The organism is Streptomyces albidus (ex Kaewkla and Franco 2022), assembly GCF_013870515.1.
GTDB lineage: Bacteria > Actinomycetota > Actinomycetes > Streptomycetales > Streptomycetaceae > Streptomyces > Streptomyces albidus.
Genome location: NZ_JACBXA010000025.1, coordinates 1 through 15,703, shown reverse-complemented (window position 1 = coordinate 15,703; position 15,703 = coordinate 1). Strand labels below are relative to the sequence as shown.

Annotated in this window: 13 protein-coding genes and 1 pseudogene; 7 read left to right on the top strand and 7 right to left on the bottom strand. The window is 69.4% G+C overall.

The genetic code is table 11. From position 1 onward, the window contains the following. The first annotated feature begins 207 nt into the window (after nt 1-207). Nucleotides 208-1,047, top strand: coding sequence for an HAD family hydrolase (locus H5J26_RS06965; protein WP_181764850.1), 840 nt, complete (start codon nt 208-210; stop codon nt 1,045-1,047). A gap of 345 nt (nt 1,048-1,392) precedes the next feature. Here H5J26_RS06965 and H5J26_RS06960 read toward each other — a convergent pair whose 3' ends face one another. Further along, on the bottom strand, nt 1,393-2,217 hold the full coding sequence (locus H5J26_RS06960) for an oxidoreductase (protein ID WP_181764833.1): 825 nt from the start codon (nt 2,215-2,217) through the stop codon (nt 1,393-1,395). 108 nt (nt 2,218-2,325) lie between these two features. Between H5J26_RS06960 and H5J26_RS06955 the strand changes: the two genes are divergently transcribed. After that, nucleotides 2,326-3,309, top strand: coding sequence for an ATP-binding protein (locus tag H5J26_RS06955; RefSeq protein WP_181764832.1), 984 nt, complete (start codon nt 2,326-2,328; stop codon nt 3,307-3,309). A 119-nt stretch (nt 3,310-3,428) separates the two neighbouring features. Here H5J26_RS06955 and H5J26_RS06950 read toward each other — a convergent pair whose 3' ends face one another. After that, nucleotides 3,429-4,655 carry a hypothetical protein gene (locus tag H5J26_RS06950; protein WP_235980456.1) on the bottom strand — a complete coding sequence of 409 codons (1,227 nt, stop codon included), beginning with the start codon at nt 4,653-4,655 and terminating at the stop codon, nt 3,429-3,431. Between the two features lie 305 nt (nt 4,656-4,960). Between H5J26_RS06950 and H5J26_RS06945 the strand changes: the two are divergent. From H5J26_RS06945 to H5J26_RS06930, 4 genes and pseudogenes are all read left to right on the top strand, one after another. Further along, nucleotides 4,961-5,656: pseudogene (locus H5J26_RS06945) on the top strand (carbonic anhydrase); the annotation flags it as partial. Nucleotides 5,657-5,895: 239 nt separating this feature from the next. Next, nucleotides 5,896-7,860, top strand: coding sequence for an acetate--CoA ligase (gene acs / locus H5J26_RS06940; RefSeq protein WP_181764830.1), 1,965 nt, complete (start codon nt 5,896-5,898; stop codon nt 7,858-7,860). Between the two features lie 215 nt (nt 7,861-8,075). Then, nucleotides 8,076-8,573 carry a phage holin family protein gene (locus H5J26_RS06935; protein WP_181764829.1) on the top strand — a complete coding sequence of 166 codons (498 nt, stop codon included), beginning with the start codon at nt 8,076-8,078 and terminating at the stop codon, nt 8,571-8,573. 93 nt (nt 8,574-8,666) lie between these two features. Next, entirely contained in the window at nt 8,667-9,605 is a 939-nt protein-coding gene (locus H5J26_RS06930) for an alpha/beta fold hydrolase (protein WP_181764828.1), read from the top strand. A 389-nt stretch (nt 9,606-9,994) separates the two neighbouring features. Here H5J26_RS06930 and H5J26_RS06925 read toward each other — a convergent pair whose 3' ends face one another. The 3 genes from H5J26_RS06925 to nth form a co-directional block, all read right to left on the bottom strand. Then, nucleotides 9,995-11,194: a MarP family serine protease gene (locus H5J26_RS06925; protein WP_181764827.1), complete on the bottom strand. Its 1,200-nt coding sequence runs from the start codon at nt 11,192-11,194 to the stop codon at nt 9,995-9,997. Between the two features lie 173 nt (nt 11,195-11,367). Then, on the bottom strand, nt 11,368-12,045 hold the full coding sequence (locus tag H5J26_RS06920; RefSeq protein WP_210771080.1) for an NUDIX hydrolase: 678 nt from the start codon (nt 12,043-12,045) through the stop codon (nt 11,368-11,370). Nucleotides 12,046-12,089: 44 nt separating this feature from the next. After that, nucleotides 12,090-13,121 carry an endonuclease III gene (gene nth, locus H5J26_RS06915; RefSeq protein WP_181764825.1) on the bottom strand — a complete coding sequence of 344 codons (1,032 nt, stop codon included), beginning with the start codon at nt 13,119-13,121 and terminating at the stop codon, nt 12,090-12,092. A 330-nt stretch (nt 13,122-13,451) separates the two neighbouring features. Between nth and H5J26_RS06910 the strand changes: the two genes are divergently transcribed. After that, on the top strand, nt 13,452-14,126 hold the full coding sequence (locus H5J26_RS06910; RefSeq protein ID WP_028430706.1) for a Crp/Fnr family transcriptional regulator: 675 nt from the start codon (nt 13,452-13,454) through the stop codon (nt 14,124-14,126). A gap of 68 nt (nt 14,127-14,194) precedes the next feature. Here H5J26_RS06910 and H5J26_RS06905 read toward each other — a convergent pair whose 3' ends face one another. Together H5J26_RS06905 and H5J26_RS06900 are read right to left on the bottom strand one after the other, a co-directional pair. Next, complete coding sequence (locus H5J26_RS06905) at nt 14,195-15,025, bottom strand: MBL fold metallo-hydrolase (RefSeq protein ID WP_181764824.1); 831 nt, start codon at nt 15,023-15,025, stop codon at nt 14,195-14,197. Then, the coding region (locus tag H5J26_RS06900) for an NUDIX hydrolase (RefSeq protein WP_181764823.1) at nt 15,022-15,703 on the bottom strand (682 nt) is incomplete at its 5' end. The genes H5J26_RS06905 and H5J26_RS06900, both read right to left, overlap by 4 nt.

Genomic DNA, 15,703 nt, shown 5'->3' with positions numbered 1-15,703 from the left:
AACCAACGGTGTGTCAGCGAAAGGCCCCCGGACATGCGACGACCCCCGCCGGGGGGGAGAGCGGGGGTCGTCCCCAGGGCCGACTCGGGGGGGGAGGAGTCGGGCCGGGTTAGCACGGTCGCGAACGATCCGTGACTTCCATGGTGTACCCGAGAGCCTTCTCAGGCAAACCCACGCGCCCCAGCTTACGCCGAATGGTTGGCGCCTATGCTCGCCTTCGTGGAAAACCTTGCGATGCGCCGCACAGCCGCGTTCTTCGATCTGGACAAGACGGTCATTGCGAAGTCGAGCACGCTCACCTTCGGCAGATCCTTCTACCAGGGTGGCCTGATCAATCGCCGTGCCGTACTCCGCACTGCCTACGCCCAGTTCGTATATCTCCTCGGCGGAGCCGACCACGACCAGATGGAGCGGATGCGCGAGTATCTCTCCGCCCTGTGCCGGGGCTGGAACGTCGAGCAGGTGAAGGAGATCGTCGCGGAGACGATCCATGACCTCATCGACCCGATCATCTACGACGAGGCCGCCTCCCTCATCGAGGAGCACCACCTCGCAGGTCGTGATGTCGTCATCGTCTCGACATCGGGCGCCGAAGTGGTCGAGCCCATCGGGGAGTTGATCGGTGCGGACCGCGTCGTGGCGACTCGCATGGTCGTCGAAGACGGCTGCTACTCGGGCGAGATCGAGTACTACGCCTACGGACCCAACAAGGCGGAGGCGATCGCCGGTCTCGCCGAGTCCGAGGGGTACGACCTGAGCCGGTGTTACGCCTACAGCGATTCCATCACCGACGTCCCCATGCTCGAAGCGGTCGGCAACCCCTACGCGGTCAACCCGGACCGCGCGCTGCGCAGGGAGGCCCTGGCCCGTGAGTGGCCGGTGCTCTCCTTCTCCCGACCGGTCCGCCTCAAGCAGCGCATCCCCAGCCTGTCCATGCCTTCGCGGCCGGCGCTCGCCATCACGGCGGCGGCTGTGGGGGCGGCGGCGGCCACGGCGGGGCTGGTCTGGTACACGAGTCAGCGGCGTGCCCGGTTCGAACGGCTTTGAGTACAAAGGTAAAGATCAGTGGCCAGGGCTTCCACATCTAGGTGGCGCGCAGTACAAAGGAATTGACGGCCCGCGAGACCAGCGGCATCCGAGAGGATTCCGTTTCACGCATGAAGGCCCCACGGACCGTATGCATGAATATCGGGCACCCACGCGACGCCAAGCCCGCGTAACGGGCTCGCTCACCAGGTGACGGGGAAAGTCCCGACCTGACGGGCACGAGAAGAGCACGCACTGGTAACCCGGTTTCCATGCCAGCGGCGGCACCGCCCAGGCGGTGCCGCCGCAATTCCGTTTCCAGGGACCGCCACATCCCGGGGGCCGTCTGCCGGGACTGCCCGAGTTCTAGGCCGCCCCGCGCTGAAGCGCTTCACACACCGCCGTCGTCTCGCGTGCTCCCAGCCCGACGGCGCTTCCGCAGTGTGCGATCCAGGCCGCCACACCCTCGGGCGTTCCGGTGGCGTAGCCGGCCAGCGCCAGCTCGTAGGCTTCGCGCCCCAGTTCCGCGTGCCCGGCCTCAGCGGGGCAGATGGACTTGGGGTCGAGACCGCTGCCGACCAGGACGATGCGCTCGGCGGCGCGCGCCACGAGCCCGTTGTACGAGCCGAAGGGCTGCAGCGTGGCCAGCTCTCCGTGCACCACTGAGGCCAGGACCAGCGCGGGCGCCCCGGTTCCCTCGACCACGATCTGAGCGAGCCCGTCCAGTCGTACGGCGACCTCGCTCGCCTCCGCCGACGGCTCGGGCCGCAAGCCGGGTCCGGTGACCGGCTCGCCGTCGAGCCGCGGGCGCCCCACCGTCTCGTCCGATGCTCCTCCTCCGGCGACCACGAGGTGCAGGCGTGCCAGCACTCGAAGGGGTGACTGCCGCCATACGTCGAGGAGTTGGCCGGATTCGGCGGTCGCCCGGAGGGCGGCGCCGACCGTCCGGGGCTCACCGTCGGCTCCGAAGTCGGTGCGCCGCCGCATCTCCTCCAGCGCCCAGTCGGCATCCTCGAGCGCAGCCGAACCCCGGGCGCCGCGCAGAGCGGCCTCCGCGGTGACCTCACTGCTGCGGCGGCGCATGACGCGGTGGCCGTAGATCCGGTCGACGGACTTCCGTACCGAGTCCACGGCGTCCTGTACGCCCGGCAACGCGACCAGAGCCGACAGGGGATCAGCGGAGCTACTCATGCGTACGACCTTACGCGCAGGCCTCGTTGCAACTCACACCCCACGATCGAGTGGTCTTCCTGACAGCCTCGGGGTATCAGCTCTCGCCGCAGATCTACGCTCTTGTTCATGAAAATCGCTTTCGTTGGCAAGGGCGGCAGCGGCAAGACGACGCTGTCCTCCCTGTTCATCCGTCATCTCGCCGTCGGCCGTCACCCGGTGGTGGCCGTGGACGCGGACATCAATCAGCACCTGGGCGTCGCGCTGGGCATGGACGAGTCGGAGGCTGCGGCGCTCCCCGCCATGGGCGCGCAACTCCCTCTCATCAAGGACTATCTGCGCGGCTCGAACCCGCGGATCGACTCCGCCGAGACGATGATCAAGACGACCCCGCCGGGCGAGGGTTCGCATCTGCTGCGGATCACCGAGGACAACCCCGTCTTCGACGCCTGCGCCCGCACGGTGCCGCTCGAGGGCGGCGACGTGCGGCTTCTGGCCACGGGCCCCTTCACCGAAGCCGATCTGGGCGTGGCCTGCTACCACTCCAAGACCGGCGCGGTGGAGCTCTGCCTGAACCATCTCGTCGACGGGCGCGAGGAGTTCGCGGTCGTCGACATGACCGCGGGCAGCGATTCCTTCGCCTCCGGGATGTTCACGCGCTTCGACATGACATTCCTCGTCGTGGAGCCCACCAGGAAGGGTGTCTCCGTGTACCGGCAGTACAAGGAGTACGCGCGGGACTTCGGCGTTCCGCTGCGCGTCGTGGGCAACAAGGTCCACGGCGAGGACGATCTGGACTTCCTGCGCGAGGAGGCCGGCGACGACCTCCTCGTCACGTTCGGCCACTCGGACTGGGTGCGCGCCATGGAGAAGGGCCGCCCGCGTGCGTTCGCCGAGTTGGAGACGGCCAACCGCGAGGCCCTGCACGTACTTCACCGGACCGCGGACAGCGCGTACGAGCAGCGCGACTGGGAGCGCTACACACGCCAGATGGTGCACTTCCACCTGCGCAACGCCGAGAGCTGGGGCAACGACAAGACGGGCACCGACCTGACCACCCAGGTCGACCCCGGGTTCGTACTCCGGGAACAGCCCTCGCCGCAGCCCGCGTGAACCGGCGGAGAGGATGACGCCGGCCCCGCCTTCTCAGCGCGGGGACCGAGCACCCCAGGGCCCCGGCCGCGACGCCGCCGGATCGGCGACCCGCAGCCGGGGCCTTCGGAGCAGGGGCGTCAGCGGGAGAGGAGCCTCGTCCGCGGCCCGCCCAGATACTTGTTCCAGCCGCCCTTGGGCTTCTCACCCACGGAGAGCGCGCGGAACTTGTCGAGCGCCGCGGGGTCCTGCTCGTCGAGCCAGTCGACCAGCTGCTTGAAGGAGACGCAGCGGACCTCGCGCTTCTTGCACACCGTCTTCATGACGTCCTCGACGGCGTCCATGTACACCCCGCCGTTCCAGTCCTCGAAGTGGTTGCCGACGACCATCGGTGCGCGGTTGCCGTTGTAGGCGCGGTCGAAGCCCTTCATCAGACCGTCGCGCATCTGCCGACCGTAGGAGGCGTGCTTCGCGACGGGGCCGTGGACGGTTCCCGACTGGTTCGCCAGGAAGTTGTAGTCCATCGAGAGGGTCTCGAACTTCCGGCCGGGCATGGGGACTTCCTGCAGGGGGACGTCCCAGAGGCCGTTCTTCTTCTTGGGCCAGACCTGGGTCCCGTTGCCGCTGGAGTCGTAGCGGAAGCCCATCTGCTTCGCCGCTCGCAGCAGGTTCTCCTGGCCCTGGAGACAAGGGGTGCGCCCGCCGATCAGTTCCCTGTCGTAGTCGAAGGGAAGGGGGGCGTCGCCCTTCCAGCCAGTGGTCGTCTTCCAGTTCTCCACGAACCACTTGGCCTGGTTTATCTCGCTCTTCCACTGGTCGGTCGACCAACTGTCGACACCGTTCGGACCGCAGAAGTGCCCGTTGAAGTGGGTGCCTATCTCGTTTCCGTCGAGCCACGCCTTGCGTATCTCCTTCAGCGTGGCACGTATGTTCCGGTCCTTGAGGTAGCCGATGTCGGAGGCGCCTGTCGCGTGGCCCGGGGGCTTGTAGCGCTTCGACTCGCTCTCCGGGAGGGCGTAGACGCCGCTCAGGAAGAACGACTGCGCGGCGCCGTACCGCTTTCCTGCCTTACGGAAGCGGGAGAACAGCTTCTTGCCGTCCTCGCCGGCGCCGTCCCAGGAGAAGACCACGAACTGCGGGGGCTTCTCGCCATGGGCGAGCTTCCTGGATGCCGGCTGGTTCGGCTGCCGGCCGGTGAGCGCTGTGGAGCCGTCCCCGATCACGCGGGTCTGCTGCTCCGCCTTCTCCTCGGGTGCGGACTTGCCCTGGCGTTCGGGGGTTCCCGTGGTGCTGCCGGAGCAGCCACTCATGACAACGAGAGCCATTCCCGCTGATATGCCCACGAGCCACTGTCGAGCGGCTGTCATCGGATCACCTCATCCTCGTCCTTGTCGCTCCGTAACGGAACAACTCCGGTACGTGACTCCAAGCTGACATCTCCGACAGATCGGGCAACTCGGGCGAGGGGTTGGGGTGACTTCTTCACCCCTTGGGAGGAACGGCCGCCGTGCAGGCCACGCCGCAGTTCGCGAAGCCTTTGCTCGGCATTACGATCCGTTTACCAGTCATTGAGAGTGTCCAGACGAACACGTGTCGTGTTCGCGACGGGCGCCGGGGACCGACGCGACAGCGCAGGTGAAGGGGAGTGGCGAAGTTGGACGGCCCGGGCAGCGGTCTTGGTCAACTCATCGGCGGAGTGAGGCGCTTCCAGCAGGTCACCGCCCCGCTCGTGCGCGAGGACCTGGCCAGGCTCGCCAGGGACGGGCAGCGCCCCTCGCAGCTCTTCCTCGCCTGCGCCGACTCCCGCCTGGTCACCAGCATGATCACTTCGAGCGGCCCCGGCGATCTCTTCGTCGTCCGCAACGTCGGCAACCTCGTCCCACTCCCCGGCGAGGGGGAGGAGAGAGGCGACGAGTCCGTGGCGGCGGCCATCGAGTACGCGGTCGAAGTGCTCCGGGTCGAGTCCGTCACGGTGTGCGGGCACTCGGGTTGCGGCGCGATGCAGGCCCTGCATTCGACCGCCACAACTGCCGGCCCGCCCGGCGAGGACTCACCGCTCGCCCGCTGGCTGCGCCATGGGCGGCCGACCATGGAGCGCGCAGCGAGGCGTGGCCGCGCGGGTGCACCCAGGCTTGCCGACCGCGGCACGACCGACGACGTAGAGGCGCTCAGCCTGAACAACGTGCTCCAGCAGCTCGAACACCTTCGGGCCCACGAGTGCGTGGAACGACGCATGCGGCAGGGATCTCTCGAACTGCACGGCATGTATTTCGACGTGGGGCGCGCACAGGCGTACGTGCTGACGACGCCCGAAGCGGACGAGACGGTCTTCTCTCCCGTCCACCCGGAGAGCCGGGAGAGCGCGTAGCCGCAACAGCCTTGGGCACACGGGTGCTTGAAACCCGTTGAAGAGTGCACTGTTCACCGGCACCCGGACGCCGTACGACTGCGAGCTCAGCGCGTACGCGTGCATGACAGGTCTAAACCAATTTCGTCGAGAACCCTTGTCACAAGGGCGCAACGGCTGATGAGCTAGGCCAAGGGTCCGAGGTCCAGGGCCTTCGGACCGGGACGGACGCAGAAGACACCCTGGGAAAGGGAGATGTCGTGAGCAACGAAAGCCTGGCCAATCTGCTCAAGGAAGAGCGGAGGTTCGCGCCGCCCGCCGAACTGGCTGCCGAAGCCAACGTCACCGCCGCGGCGTACGAGCAGGCGAAGGCTGACCGGCTGGGCTTCTGGGCCGAGCAGGCACGCCGCCTGACGTGGGGCAAGGAGCCGACCGAGACGCTCGACTGGTCCAACCCGCCGTTCGCCAAGTGGTTCAAGGACGGCAAGCTCAACGTCGCCTACAACTGCGTGGACCGGCACGTCGAAGCCGGCAACGGCGACCGCGTCGCCGTCCACTTCGAGGGCGAGCCGGGCGACTCCCGCAGCCTCACCTACGCCGAACTCCAGCGCGAGGTCTCCAAGGCCGCCAACGCCCTGACCGAACTGGGCGTCCAGGCCGGCGACCGCGTCGCCGTCTACCTGCCGATGATCCCGGAGACGGTGGTGGCGATGCTGGCGTGCGCCCGTATCGGCGCCCCGCACTCGGTGGTCTTCGGCGGCTTCTCCGCCGACGCCCTGGCCACACGCATCCAGGACGCCGACGCACGCGTGGTCATCACCGCCGACGGCGGCTACCGCAAGGGCGGAGCGAGCGCGCTCAAGCCGGCCGTCGACGAGGCGCTGACGAGGCCCGGCACGGAGAACGTCCGCAACGTCCTCGTCGTCCGGCGCACCGGCCAGGACGACATCGACTGGACCGACGGGCGCGACGTGTGGTGGCACGACGTGGTCGACCGCCAGAGCGACCAGCACACACCGCAGGACTTCGACGCCGAGCACCCGCTCTTCATCCTCTACACCTCGGGCACCACCGGTAAGCCCAAGGGCATCCTGCACACCACTGGCGGCTACCTGACGCAGGTCGCCTACACCCACCACGCCGTCTTCGACCTCAAGCCGGAGCGGGACGTCTACTGGTGCACGGCCGACGTCGGGTGGGTGACCGGCCACTCCTACATCGTCTACGGGCCGCTGGCGAACGGCGCCACCGAGGTCATGTACGAGGGCACGCCGGACACCCCGCACAAGGGCCGCTGGTGGGAGATCGTCCAGAAGTACGGCGTCACCCTCCTCTACACGGCACCGACCGCGATCCGCGCCTGCATGAAGTGGGGCGACGACATCCCGGCCAAGTTCGACCTGTCCTCGCTTCGCGTACTGGGCTCCGTCGGCGAACCCATCAACCCCGAGGCGTGGGTCTGGTACCGGCACCACATCGGCGGGGACCGCACGCCCGTCGTGGACACCTGGTGGCAGACGGAGACCGGCGGCGTCATGGTCAGCCCGCTGCCCGGCGTCACCGAGACCAAGCCGGGCTCGGCGCAGCGGCCGCTGCCGGGCATCTCCGCCACCGTCGTGGACGACGAGGCCAACGAGGTGCCCGACGGCGGGGGCGGCTACCTGGTGCTGACCGAGCCGTGGCCGTCGATGCTCCGCACCATCTGGGGCGACGACAAGCGGTTCATCGACACCTACTGGTCGCGCTTCCAGGACAAGTACTTCGCCGGTGACGGTGCGAAGAAGGACGACGACGGTGACATCTGGCTGCTGGGCCGGGTCGACGACGTCATGCTCGTCTCGGGCCACAACATCTCCACCACGGAGGTCGAGTCGGCGCTCGTGTCCCACCCGAAGGTCGCCGAGGCGGCGGTCGTCGGTGCGACGGACCCGCAGACGACACAGGCCATCTGCGCCTTCGTCATCCTGCGCGGCACGGCCTCGGAGGACGAGGGGCTCGTGGAGGAGCTTCGCCAGCACGTCTCGAAGCAACTCGGCCCGATCGCCAAGCCCAGGAAGGTCCTGCCGGTCGCGGAGCTGCCCAAGACCCGTTCCGGCAAGATCATGCGGCGGCTGCTGCGTGACGTCGCGGAGAACCGCGACCTCGGTGACGTGAGCACCCTGACCGACTCCTCCGTCATGGAGTTGATCCAGAACAAGCTGCCGAGCGCGGCCAGCGAGGACTGACCGGGACGGCCGTTTTTCAGGGAGGGGCACCCGGCGCGGCCGGGTGTCCCTCTCCGCGTTCCGGCCGCTGTGCGCTGCCGGCCGTACGCTTCGTCAACACCGCCGCAACCGGGCGCGCTTGTCGTTGTGCCCTCCTGGGCACACGTGCCGCACGATGGTCCGGCATGATCTGACCGACGAGTAGGCCCGATTCGATGGAGAGAGGGAGACACCTGATGAGTTCTGCCGACGACGGCCGCAGCCTGGGCCAGTTGGTCGCCTCGGCCACCGCTGAGCTGTCCGGACTGGTGCACGACGAGATCGCGCTGGCCAAGGCCGAGATCCGGCAGGACGTGAAGCGGGGGATCGTGGGCGGCGGTGCCGCGACGGCCGCCGGCGTGCTGCTGCTCTTCTCGCTGCCCACGTTGAGCTTCGCCGCGGCCTACGGCATCCACAACCTCGGCCTGGGACTTGCCTGGTCGTTCTTGATCGTGGGCGGCGCGTTCATCGTGCTGGCGCTGATCCTGCTGCTGCTGGCGATGGTGAAGTTCAAGCGGATCAAGCCGCCGGAGAAGTCGATGGCCTCCGCCAAGGAGACCGCGGCGGTGCTCTCACGCGCCAAGCCGCATCCGCGTCCGGCCGCAGTGTCCGCCAAGTCGCAGGCACAGCTGGGGGACCAGGCCGGACACAAGAGCCTCGAAGAGGGCTCTCCGCAGGGCGCGCGAGTGCGCTGAGGGCTGCCGCAGCGCAAAGGGTCCTGGCTGGGGCGGGTGGGTCCAGACCGAGCGCGGCGTGCGGCCCGTCCGAAGTGTGACAGGCTCATCGGTATGACCCGCCCCGCAGGCCCAGCCAACGTGATCCGGCCAGAAGGCCCCTGGACACACCGGGATGTCGCCGCGAACGGGGCGCGTTTTCACATCGCGGAGGCCGGTGACGGGCCCCTCGTCCTCCTGCTGCACGGATTCCCGCAGTACTGGTGGACGTGGCGGCACCAGTTGACGGCACTGGCCGACGCGGGCTTCCGCGCGGTGGCGATGGACCTGCGCGGGGTGGGCGGCAGCGACCGTACGCCTCGCGGCTACGACCCGGCCAACCTCGCGCTGGACGTCACCGGCGTCATCCGCTCGCTCGGAGAGCCGGACGCGGCCCTGGTCGGACACGATCTGGGCGGCTATCTGGCCTGGACGGCCGCGGTGATGCGCCCGAAGCTGATCCGGCGTCTGGCCGTCTCCTCGATGCCGCATCCGCGCCGCTGGCGGGCGGCGATGCTGGGGGACGTACGGCAGACGGCAGCCGGTTCGTACATCTGGGGCTTCCAGCGGCCGTGGGTTCCTGAGCGCCAACTGACGGCGAACGGCGGCGAATTGGTCGGCAAGCTCGTACGGGACTGGGCCGGCCCGCGCCTTTCCGAGCAGCCGGACGTCGATGAGGCCGTCGCCAACTACCAGCAGGCCATGTGCGTTCCCTCCACGGCCCACTGCTCGGTTGAGCCCTACCGCTGGCTCGTCCGCTCGATGGCCCGGCCCGACGGCTTCCAGTTCAACCGCCGGATGAAGCGGCCGGTGCGCACGCCGACGCTGCAACTGCACGGCTCGCTCGATCCGGTGCTGCGGACGAGGAGTTCGGCGGGCTCCGGGCAGTACGTGGAAGCTCCGTACCGCTGGCGGCTGTTCGACGGGCTCGGGCACTGGCCGCACGAGGAGGACCCCGCCGCCTTCTCCTCCGAACTCATCGGCTGGCTCAAGGATCCCGAGCCGGACCGCTGACCCGTCGGCACTCTTTCCCCACTCCCCCAACACGTGCCGGGCGCATAATTGTTTGATGGGTCGTCAGACGATTACTGACCATGCACCAGGGGCAGAGTGCGCTGTATGGGCTGGACGCACGACTACCGTGACGTGGCACGTAACCGCAGCGCACTGAGGGGGCTGGTCCCTGTGCAACGCATGGGGCGCTTCCGCGCCGACCGATTCGGCGAGGACGCCGAACCGGGAATTCCTCACTTGCTACGCCGTCGCGCGCGGTGGGTCGGTGCGCGCCTGCGCCACTCACGCGACTGACCCGGCGTACGCCGGGAGCGCAGCAAGAGAGACAACGGGCCGCCGGTGGCGGCCTGTCCGCGCTCTGCCGCCGTGCCGGGCCGCAGCTCGCGTCCTCACATCGCGCAACCCTGCGTGTCGACCTGCCGTGCGGCGCCGCGTCCCTTACGGGCGTCGCCCTGCACTTCGTCCGCGGTGAGCGCGTAGCCGGTCCTGGGGCTGTCCACCGACTTGGCGAAGATGACGCCGTAGACACGGCCGTCGGGGGTGAGCAGCGGCCCGCCCGAGTTGCCCTGACGGATCGTCGTGTAGAGAGAGTAGATGTCGCGGCGGGTCTCGTCGCGGCGGTAGATGTCGGGGCCGTCCGCGTCGACGCGGTCCCGTACACGCGCGGAGCGGACGTCGAACGCGCCGTTCTCCGGGAAGCCGGCGACGATCGCACCGTCCCCGCGGCCGGCGTCCTTCTTCGCGAACTCCAGGGCGGGGGCGTCGAGACCGGGCACCTCCAGGACGGCGATGTCGCGCTTCCAGTCGTAGACGACGACCTTCGCGTTGAAGACCCTGCCCACGCCGCCGACCTGCACCGTGGGTTCGTCCACGCCACCGACCACGTGGGCGTTGGTCATCACCCGCTGGCGGCCGTAGACGAAGCCGGTGCCCTCCAGCACCTTGCCGCACTCGTTGGCGTTGCCCAGGACCTTGACGATGCTGCGCTGCGCCTTGGCCGCCGCGGGGCTACGCGCCAGCTTCGGGTCGGGCGCGGGCACCGCGGTGATCGGCTCGTTGGAGAACGGCGAGAAGACCTGCGGAAGTCCGTTCTGCGCGAGCGTCGAGGAGAAACCGTTGAACCAGTTGTCGGCCTGTGGCGGCAGGACACGCGAAACTCCCAGCAGGACGCTGGAGTTGCGTACCTCCTTGCTCAGCGTCGGCAGGGCGGCGCCGGCGAGGGCGGAGCCGATCAGCCACGCGACGAGCAGCATCGCCACGACGTTCACCAGCGCACCGCCGGTGGCGTCCACGGCCCGTGCGGGCGACCAAGTGATGTGCTGCCGGAGCTTGTTGCCGAGATGAGTGGTGAACGCCTGGCCGACGGACGCGCAGACGATGACGATGATCACCGCCGCCACCACGCCGAAGGGCCCCGGTGCAGCTCCGTCCGTCAGTTGGTTCCACAACGGGGGCAGCACGAGAACGGCGACGAGGCCGCCGCCGAGAAAGCCGGTCACCGACAGGATCCCGACGACGAAGCCCTGCCTGTAGCCGATGACGGCGAACCACACGGCGGCGAGCAGGAGCACGAAGTCCAGCAGGTTCACGGGAGCCACCGTCTCATGAGTGTCTCGAGGGACGTTCGGGGCGGGTGATGCATGAGAGGCATGCCACTGCTCTCAGGAGCAGGCAGTGGCATGCGCGGGACCGGATCACCACGTCCGTTCAGCCAGTCATCGTCTCTCCGGGCCATGGGGAGAGTGCCGTGCCGTGCCGGGTGTCATGCGTGCCGGTCGAGCGGAACCCGCCGTTCGCGGTCCCAGGGCTGCTCCCAGCCCGCGAAGTGCAGGATCCGGTCGATCACTCCGGCCGTGAAGCCCCACACCAGGGCGGAACCCACATCGAAGGCCGCTCCCGTGTGACCTGACGGATGCACAGCCATCGACCGGTTCTCCGGGTCGGCAAGCTCGGAGACCGGGACCGTGAACACCCGTGCCGTCTCCGCGGGGTCCACGGGCGACACGGGCGTGGGGCGCCGCCACCACCCCAGGACGGGCGTGACGACGAAGCCGCTCACCGGGATGTAGAGCGCGGGCAGCGTCGCGAAGACCTGGACCCCGGACGGGTCGAGCCCGGTCTCCTCCTCCGCCTCGCGCAGCGCGGCGCGCAGCGGCCCGTCGCCCTCGGGGTCGCCGTCCTCCGGGTCGAGGGCACCGCCGGGGAAGGAAGGCTGACCCGCGTGCGAACGGAGGCTGGACGCCCGCTCTATGAGCAGCAGTTCGGGCCCGTCTGCGCCCTCACCGAACAGCACGAGGACGGCAGAGGGCCGCCCCCCGCCGTCGGCCGGCGGCAGGAATCTGCTCAGCTGCCTCGGCTCGACCGTGCCGGCGGCGTGCACGACCGGCGCGAGCCAGCCCGGCAGCCCGCGGTCGTCGAATTCGACGGGGCGGGTGGACAGGCCGTCGACCGATCCGTCACCGGCCGCGCCTGTACGGGAGTTGCTCACTGGGCCGCCCCGTTGCCGCCCAGCGGGGGCGCGGGCCGGCCGGGATAGTCCGACGGCGGCTTGAGCCGCTGGCCGGGCATGCCGCCCATCTCGTACTTCAGCAGCTTCTTCGCCTTCTCCGGGTCGAGCTCGCCCTCACCGTACGAGGGGCACAGCTCCGCGATGGGGCAGGCGCCGCAGGCGGGCTTGCGGGAGTGGCAGATGCGGCGCCCGTGGAAGATCGTCCGGTGCGAGAACATCGTCCACTCGCTCTTGGGGATGATCTCGGCGATCTCCGCCTCGACCTTGTCCGCGTCGGTCTGCTCGGTGAGCTTCCAGCGGCGCACGAGACGGCCGAAGTGCGTGTCGACCGTGAGCCCGGGGACGCCGAAGGCGTTGCCGAGGACGACGAAGGCGGTCTTGCGGCCGACGCCGGGCAGCGACACCAGGTCCTTGATATTGCCGGGCACCTCGCCGTCGAACCGGTCGCGCAGCGCGGCGGACAGGCCGAGCACGGACTTCGTCTTGGCCCGGAAGAAGCCCGTGGGACGGAGCATCTCCTCCAGCTTCTCCGGGTCGGCCGCCGCCATGTCCTCAGGTGTGGGGTAGGCCGCGAAGACCGCAGGGGTGGTCTGGTTGACGCGCAGGTCCGTCGTCTGGGCGGAGAGCACCGTCGCGACGAGGAGCTGGAAGGGGTTCTCGAAGTCGAGCTCGGGGTGGGCGTAGTAGTACACCTCGCTGAGCTCACGGTTGATGCGGCGGGCACGGCGGACCTTGGCCAGGTGGGACTCGGGCTTCCCGGAGGCCGCCTTCTTCGCGGCGGGGGCCCGGCCTGCAGTCTTCTTACCGGTGGCGGCCTTCCCCGTGGCGGCCTTCTGGGCGGCCTTCTTCACGGGCGTCTTCTTCGCCGCCGCCTTCTTCGCCGGTTTCACCTGCTTCACAGACTTCGCAGCCCCACTCGCACCGCTCCCACCGGCAGCACCTTTCGTCTCCTTTGTCTCGCTCGCCCCAGTGGCGGGCTCATGTTCGCCCACAGCGGAATCTCCCATCGCGGTCACCCGTCCGGCCCCGCTCTGCGTGCGCTCACCGGGGAAATGGACACCCGGCCAGAGTAGAGGGGGCCGATGACATCCGCCCCGCACGAAGGCAATTCACAGCCCAATCGGCCCCCTGCCTTCGGGAGTGCGGGGTGCGTGCGTCAAACTTGTGACTGATCGCACTGTTTCACCGTCCGGCATCATGGGGTTCGACGGTCCCTTCGGCCACGTGGTCGCGGAGACCCACTCCCCGGCCTCGGCGGGCTGGGGAGGCCCCGCTCCTCGGTCCCGGCGGGCCTGGGTGAGCCCCCCATAATGGGCAGGTCGACAAGGAGAGAACTCGTGGACGACGTTCTGCGGCGCGCCCCGCTCTTCGCGGCGCTCGATGAGGAGCAAGCCGCTGAGCTGCGCGCCTCCATGTCTGAGACCACGCTCGCGCGCAGTGAGGCCCTCTTCCACGAGGGCGACCCGGGCGACCGTCTCTATGTGGTGACCGAGGGAAAGGTGAAGCTCCACCGCACCTCCCCCGACGGCCGGGAGAACATGCTGGCCGTGCTGGGTCCCGGAGAGCTCATCGGCGAGCTCTCGCTCTTCGACCCGGGTCCGCGTACGGCCACCGCCTCGGCCCTGACCGAGGTCAAGCTGCTCGGTCTCGGACACGGTGACCTGCAGCCCTGGCTGAACGCACGCCCCGAGGTGGCCTCCGCGTTGCTGCGGGCCATCGCGCGCAGGCTGCGCCGTACCAACGACTCGATGTCAGACCTCGTCTTCTCGGACGTCCCCGGCCGGGTGGCGAAGCAGCTGCTCGACCTCTCGCGCCGCTTCGGCGTGCAGTCGGAAGAGGGCATCCACGTCGTTCACGACCTCACGCAGGAAGAGCTGGCCCAGCTGGTCGGCGCCTCCCGCGAGACCGTGAACAAGGCCCTCGCCGACTTCGCAGGCCGCGGCTGGCTGCGGCTGGAGGCCCGCGCGGTGATCCTGCTCGACATCGAGCGGCTGGCGAAGCGCAGCCGCTGACGTACAGCACACACGTGTAAGGGGCGTCCTCAAGAGAGGGCGCCCCTTACACGTGCCCGGTGTGCGGCCTAGACCGCTCCGCGCTCCCGCAGATACTCCAGCTGTGCCCGTACGGACAGCTCGGCTGCCGGCCACAGGGAGCGGTCGACGTCCGCGTAGACGTGCTCGACCACCCCCGAAGGGGTACGGAAGCCGTTCTCCACGGCCGTCTCGACCTGGGCGAGACGCTTCGCGCGGTGCACCAGGTAGAAATCGAGCGCCCCCTGCGCGTCCTCCAGCACCGGCCCGTGCCCCGGGAGCACCGTGCCCACCCCGTCGTCGACCGTGAGCGAGCGCAGCAGGCGCAGCGAGTCCAGGTAGTCGCCGAGCCGTCCGTCCGGGTGCGCGACCATCGTGGTGCCGCGCCCCAGCACCGTGTCGCCCGTCAGCACCGCACCGTCGGCGGGCAGGTGGAAGGAGAGCGAGTCGGCGGTGTGGCCCGGTGTGGGAACCACACGGACCTCCAGACCGCCCATGCTGACGACGTCGCCCGCCGCCAGGCCCTCCTCGCCCAGGCGAAAGGCCGGATCGAGCGCCCGTACGCGAGTGCCCGACAGCTCGGCGAAGCGCGCCGCACCCTCCGCGTGATCGGGATGGCCGTGGGTGAGGAGCGTGAGGCCCACGCGCTTGCCCGCGCGCTCGGCGGTGCCGATGACATGCCGCAGATGGTCCTCGTCGAGAGGGCCGGGGTCCACGACGACGGCGAGTTCGGAGTCCGGCTCGGCGAGGATCCAGGTGTTGGTGCCGTCGAGGGTCATGGGGGAGGGATTGGGAGCCAGGACGCAGTGGGCACGTGCGGTGGCCTGGCCGCCGATCACCCCGCCGCGCGGCTGACCGGGCAGGGAGGCGGCGTCGGTCATGTGCTCGCGCTCCCGTTCCCAGCGTTGCCGTCGGTCCCCGTCTCGGCTCCGGCTGGGTCGCCGACGACGGTGTCCACGCGCTTGGTGAACTCGTCGTGTCCCGGCCAGGTGAGCACCACCTGCTCGCCCTCCAGCCACGCCTCGGCCAGCACCGGCGACAGATCGCGCTGCGAGCTCGCGCGCAGCACCTCCGCGGCAGTGGCGTAAGGCTCCAGCTGGCGCAGCATGGCGATGGTGGGCGGCATCATCAGCAGCTCGCCCCGGTCGTAGCCTGCGGCGGCGTCGGCGGGACGCGTCCAGACCGTACGGTCGGCCTCCGTCGAGGCGTTGCGCGTGCGCTGGCCCTCGGGCAGTGACGCGACGAAGAACCAGGTGTCGTAGCGGCGCTCTTCGAACTCGGGCGTGATCCAGTGCGCCCAGCCGCCCAGCAGATCGCTGCGGAGCACCAGGCCGCGGCGCTCCAGGAAGTCGGCGAAGGGCAGTTCGTGCGCGGCGAGCGCCGCCCGGTCGCGCTCCCAGTCCTCGCCCGTGGTGTCGTCCACGACGCTGGACGGGTCCGGGCCGGCCAGCAGGACGCCAGCCTCCTCGAACGTCTCGCGGACAGCGGCGCACACGATGGCCTGTGCGGTGGCCTCGTCCGTACCGAAACGCTGGGCCCACTCCGCACGTGAGGGGCCC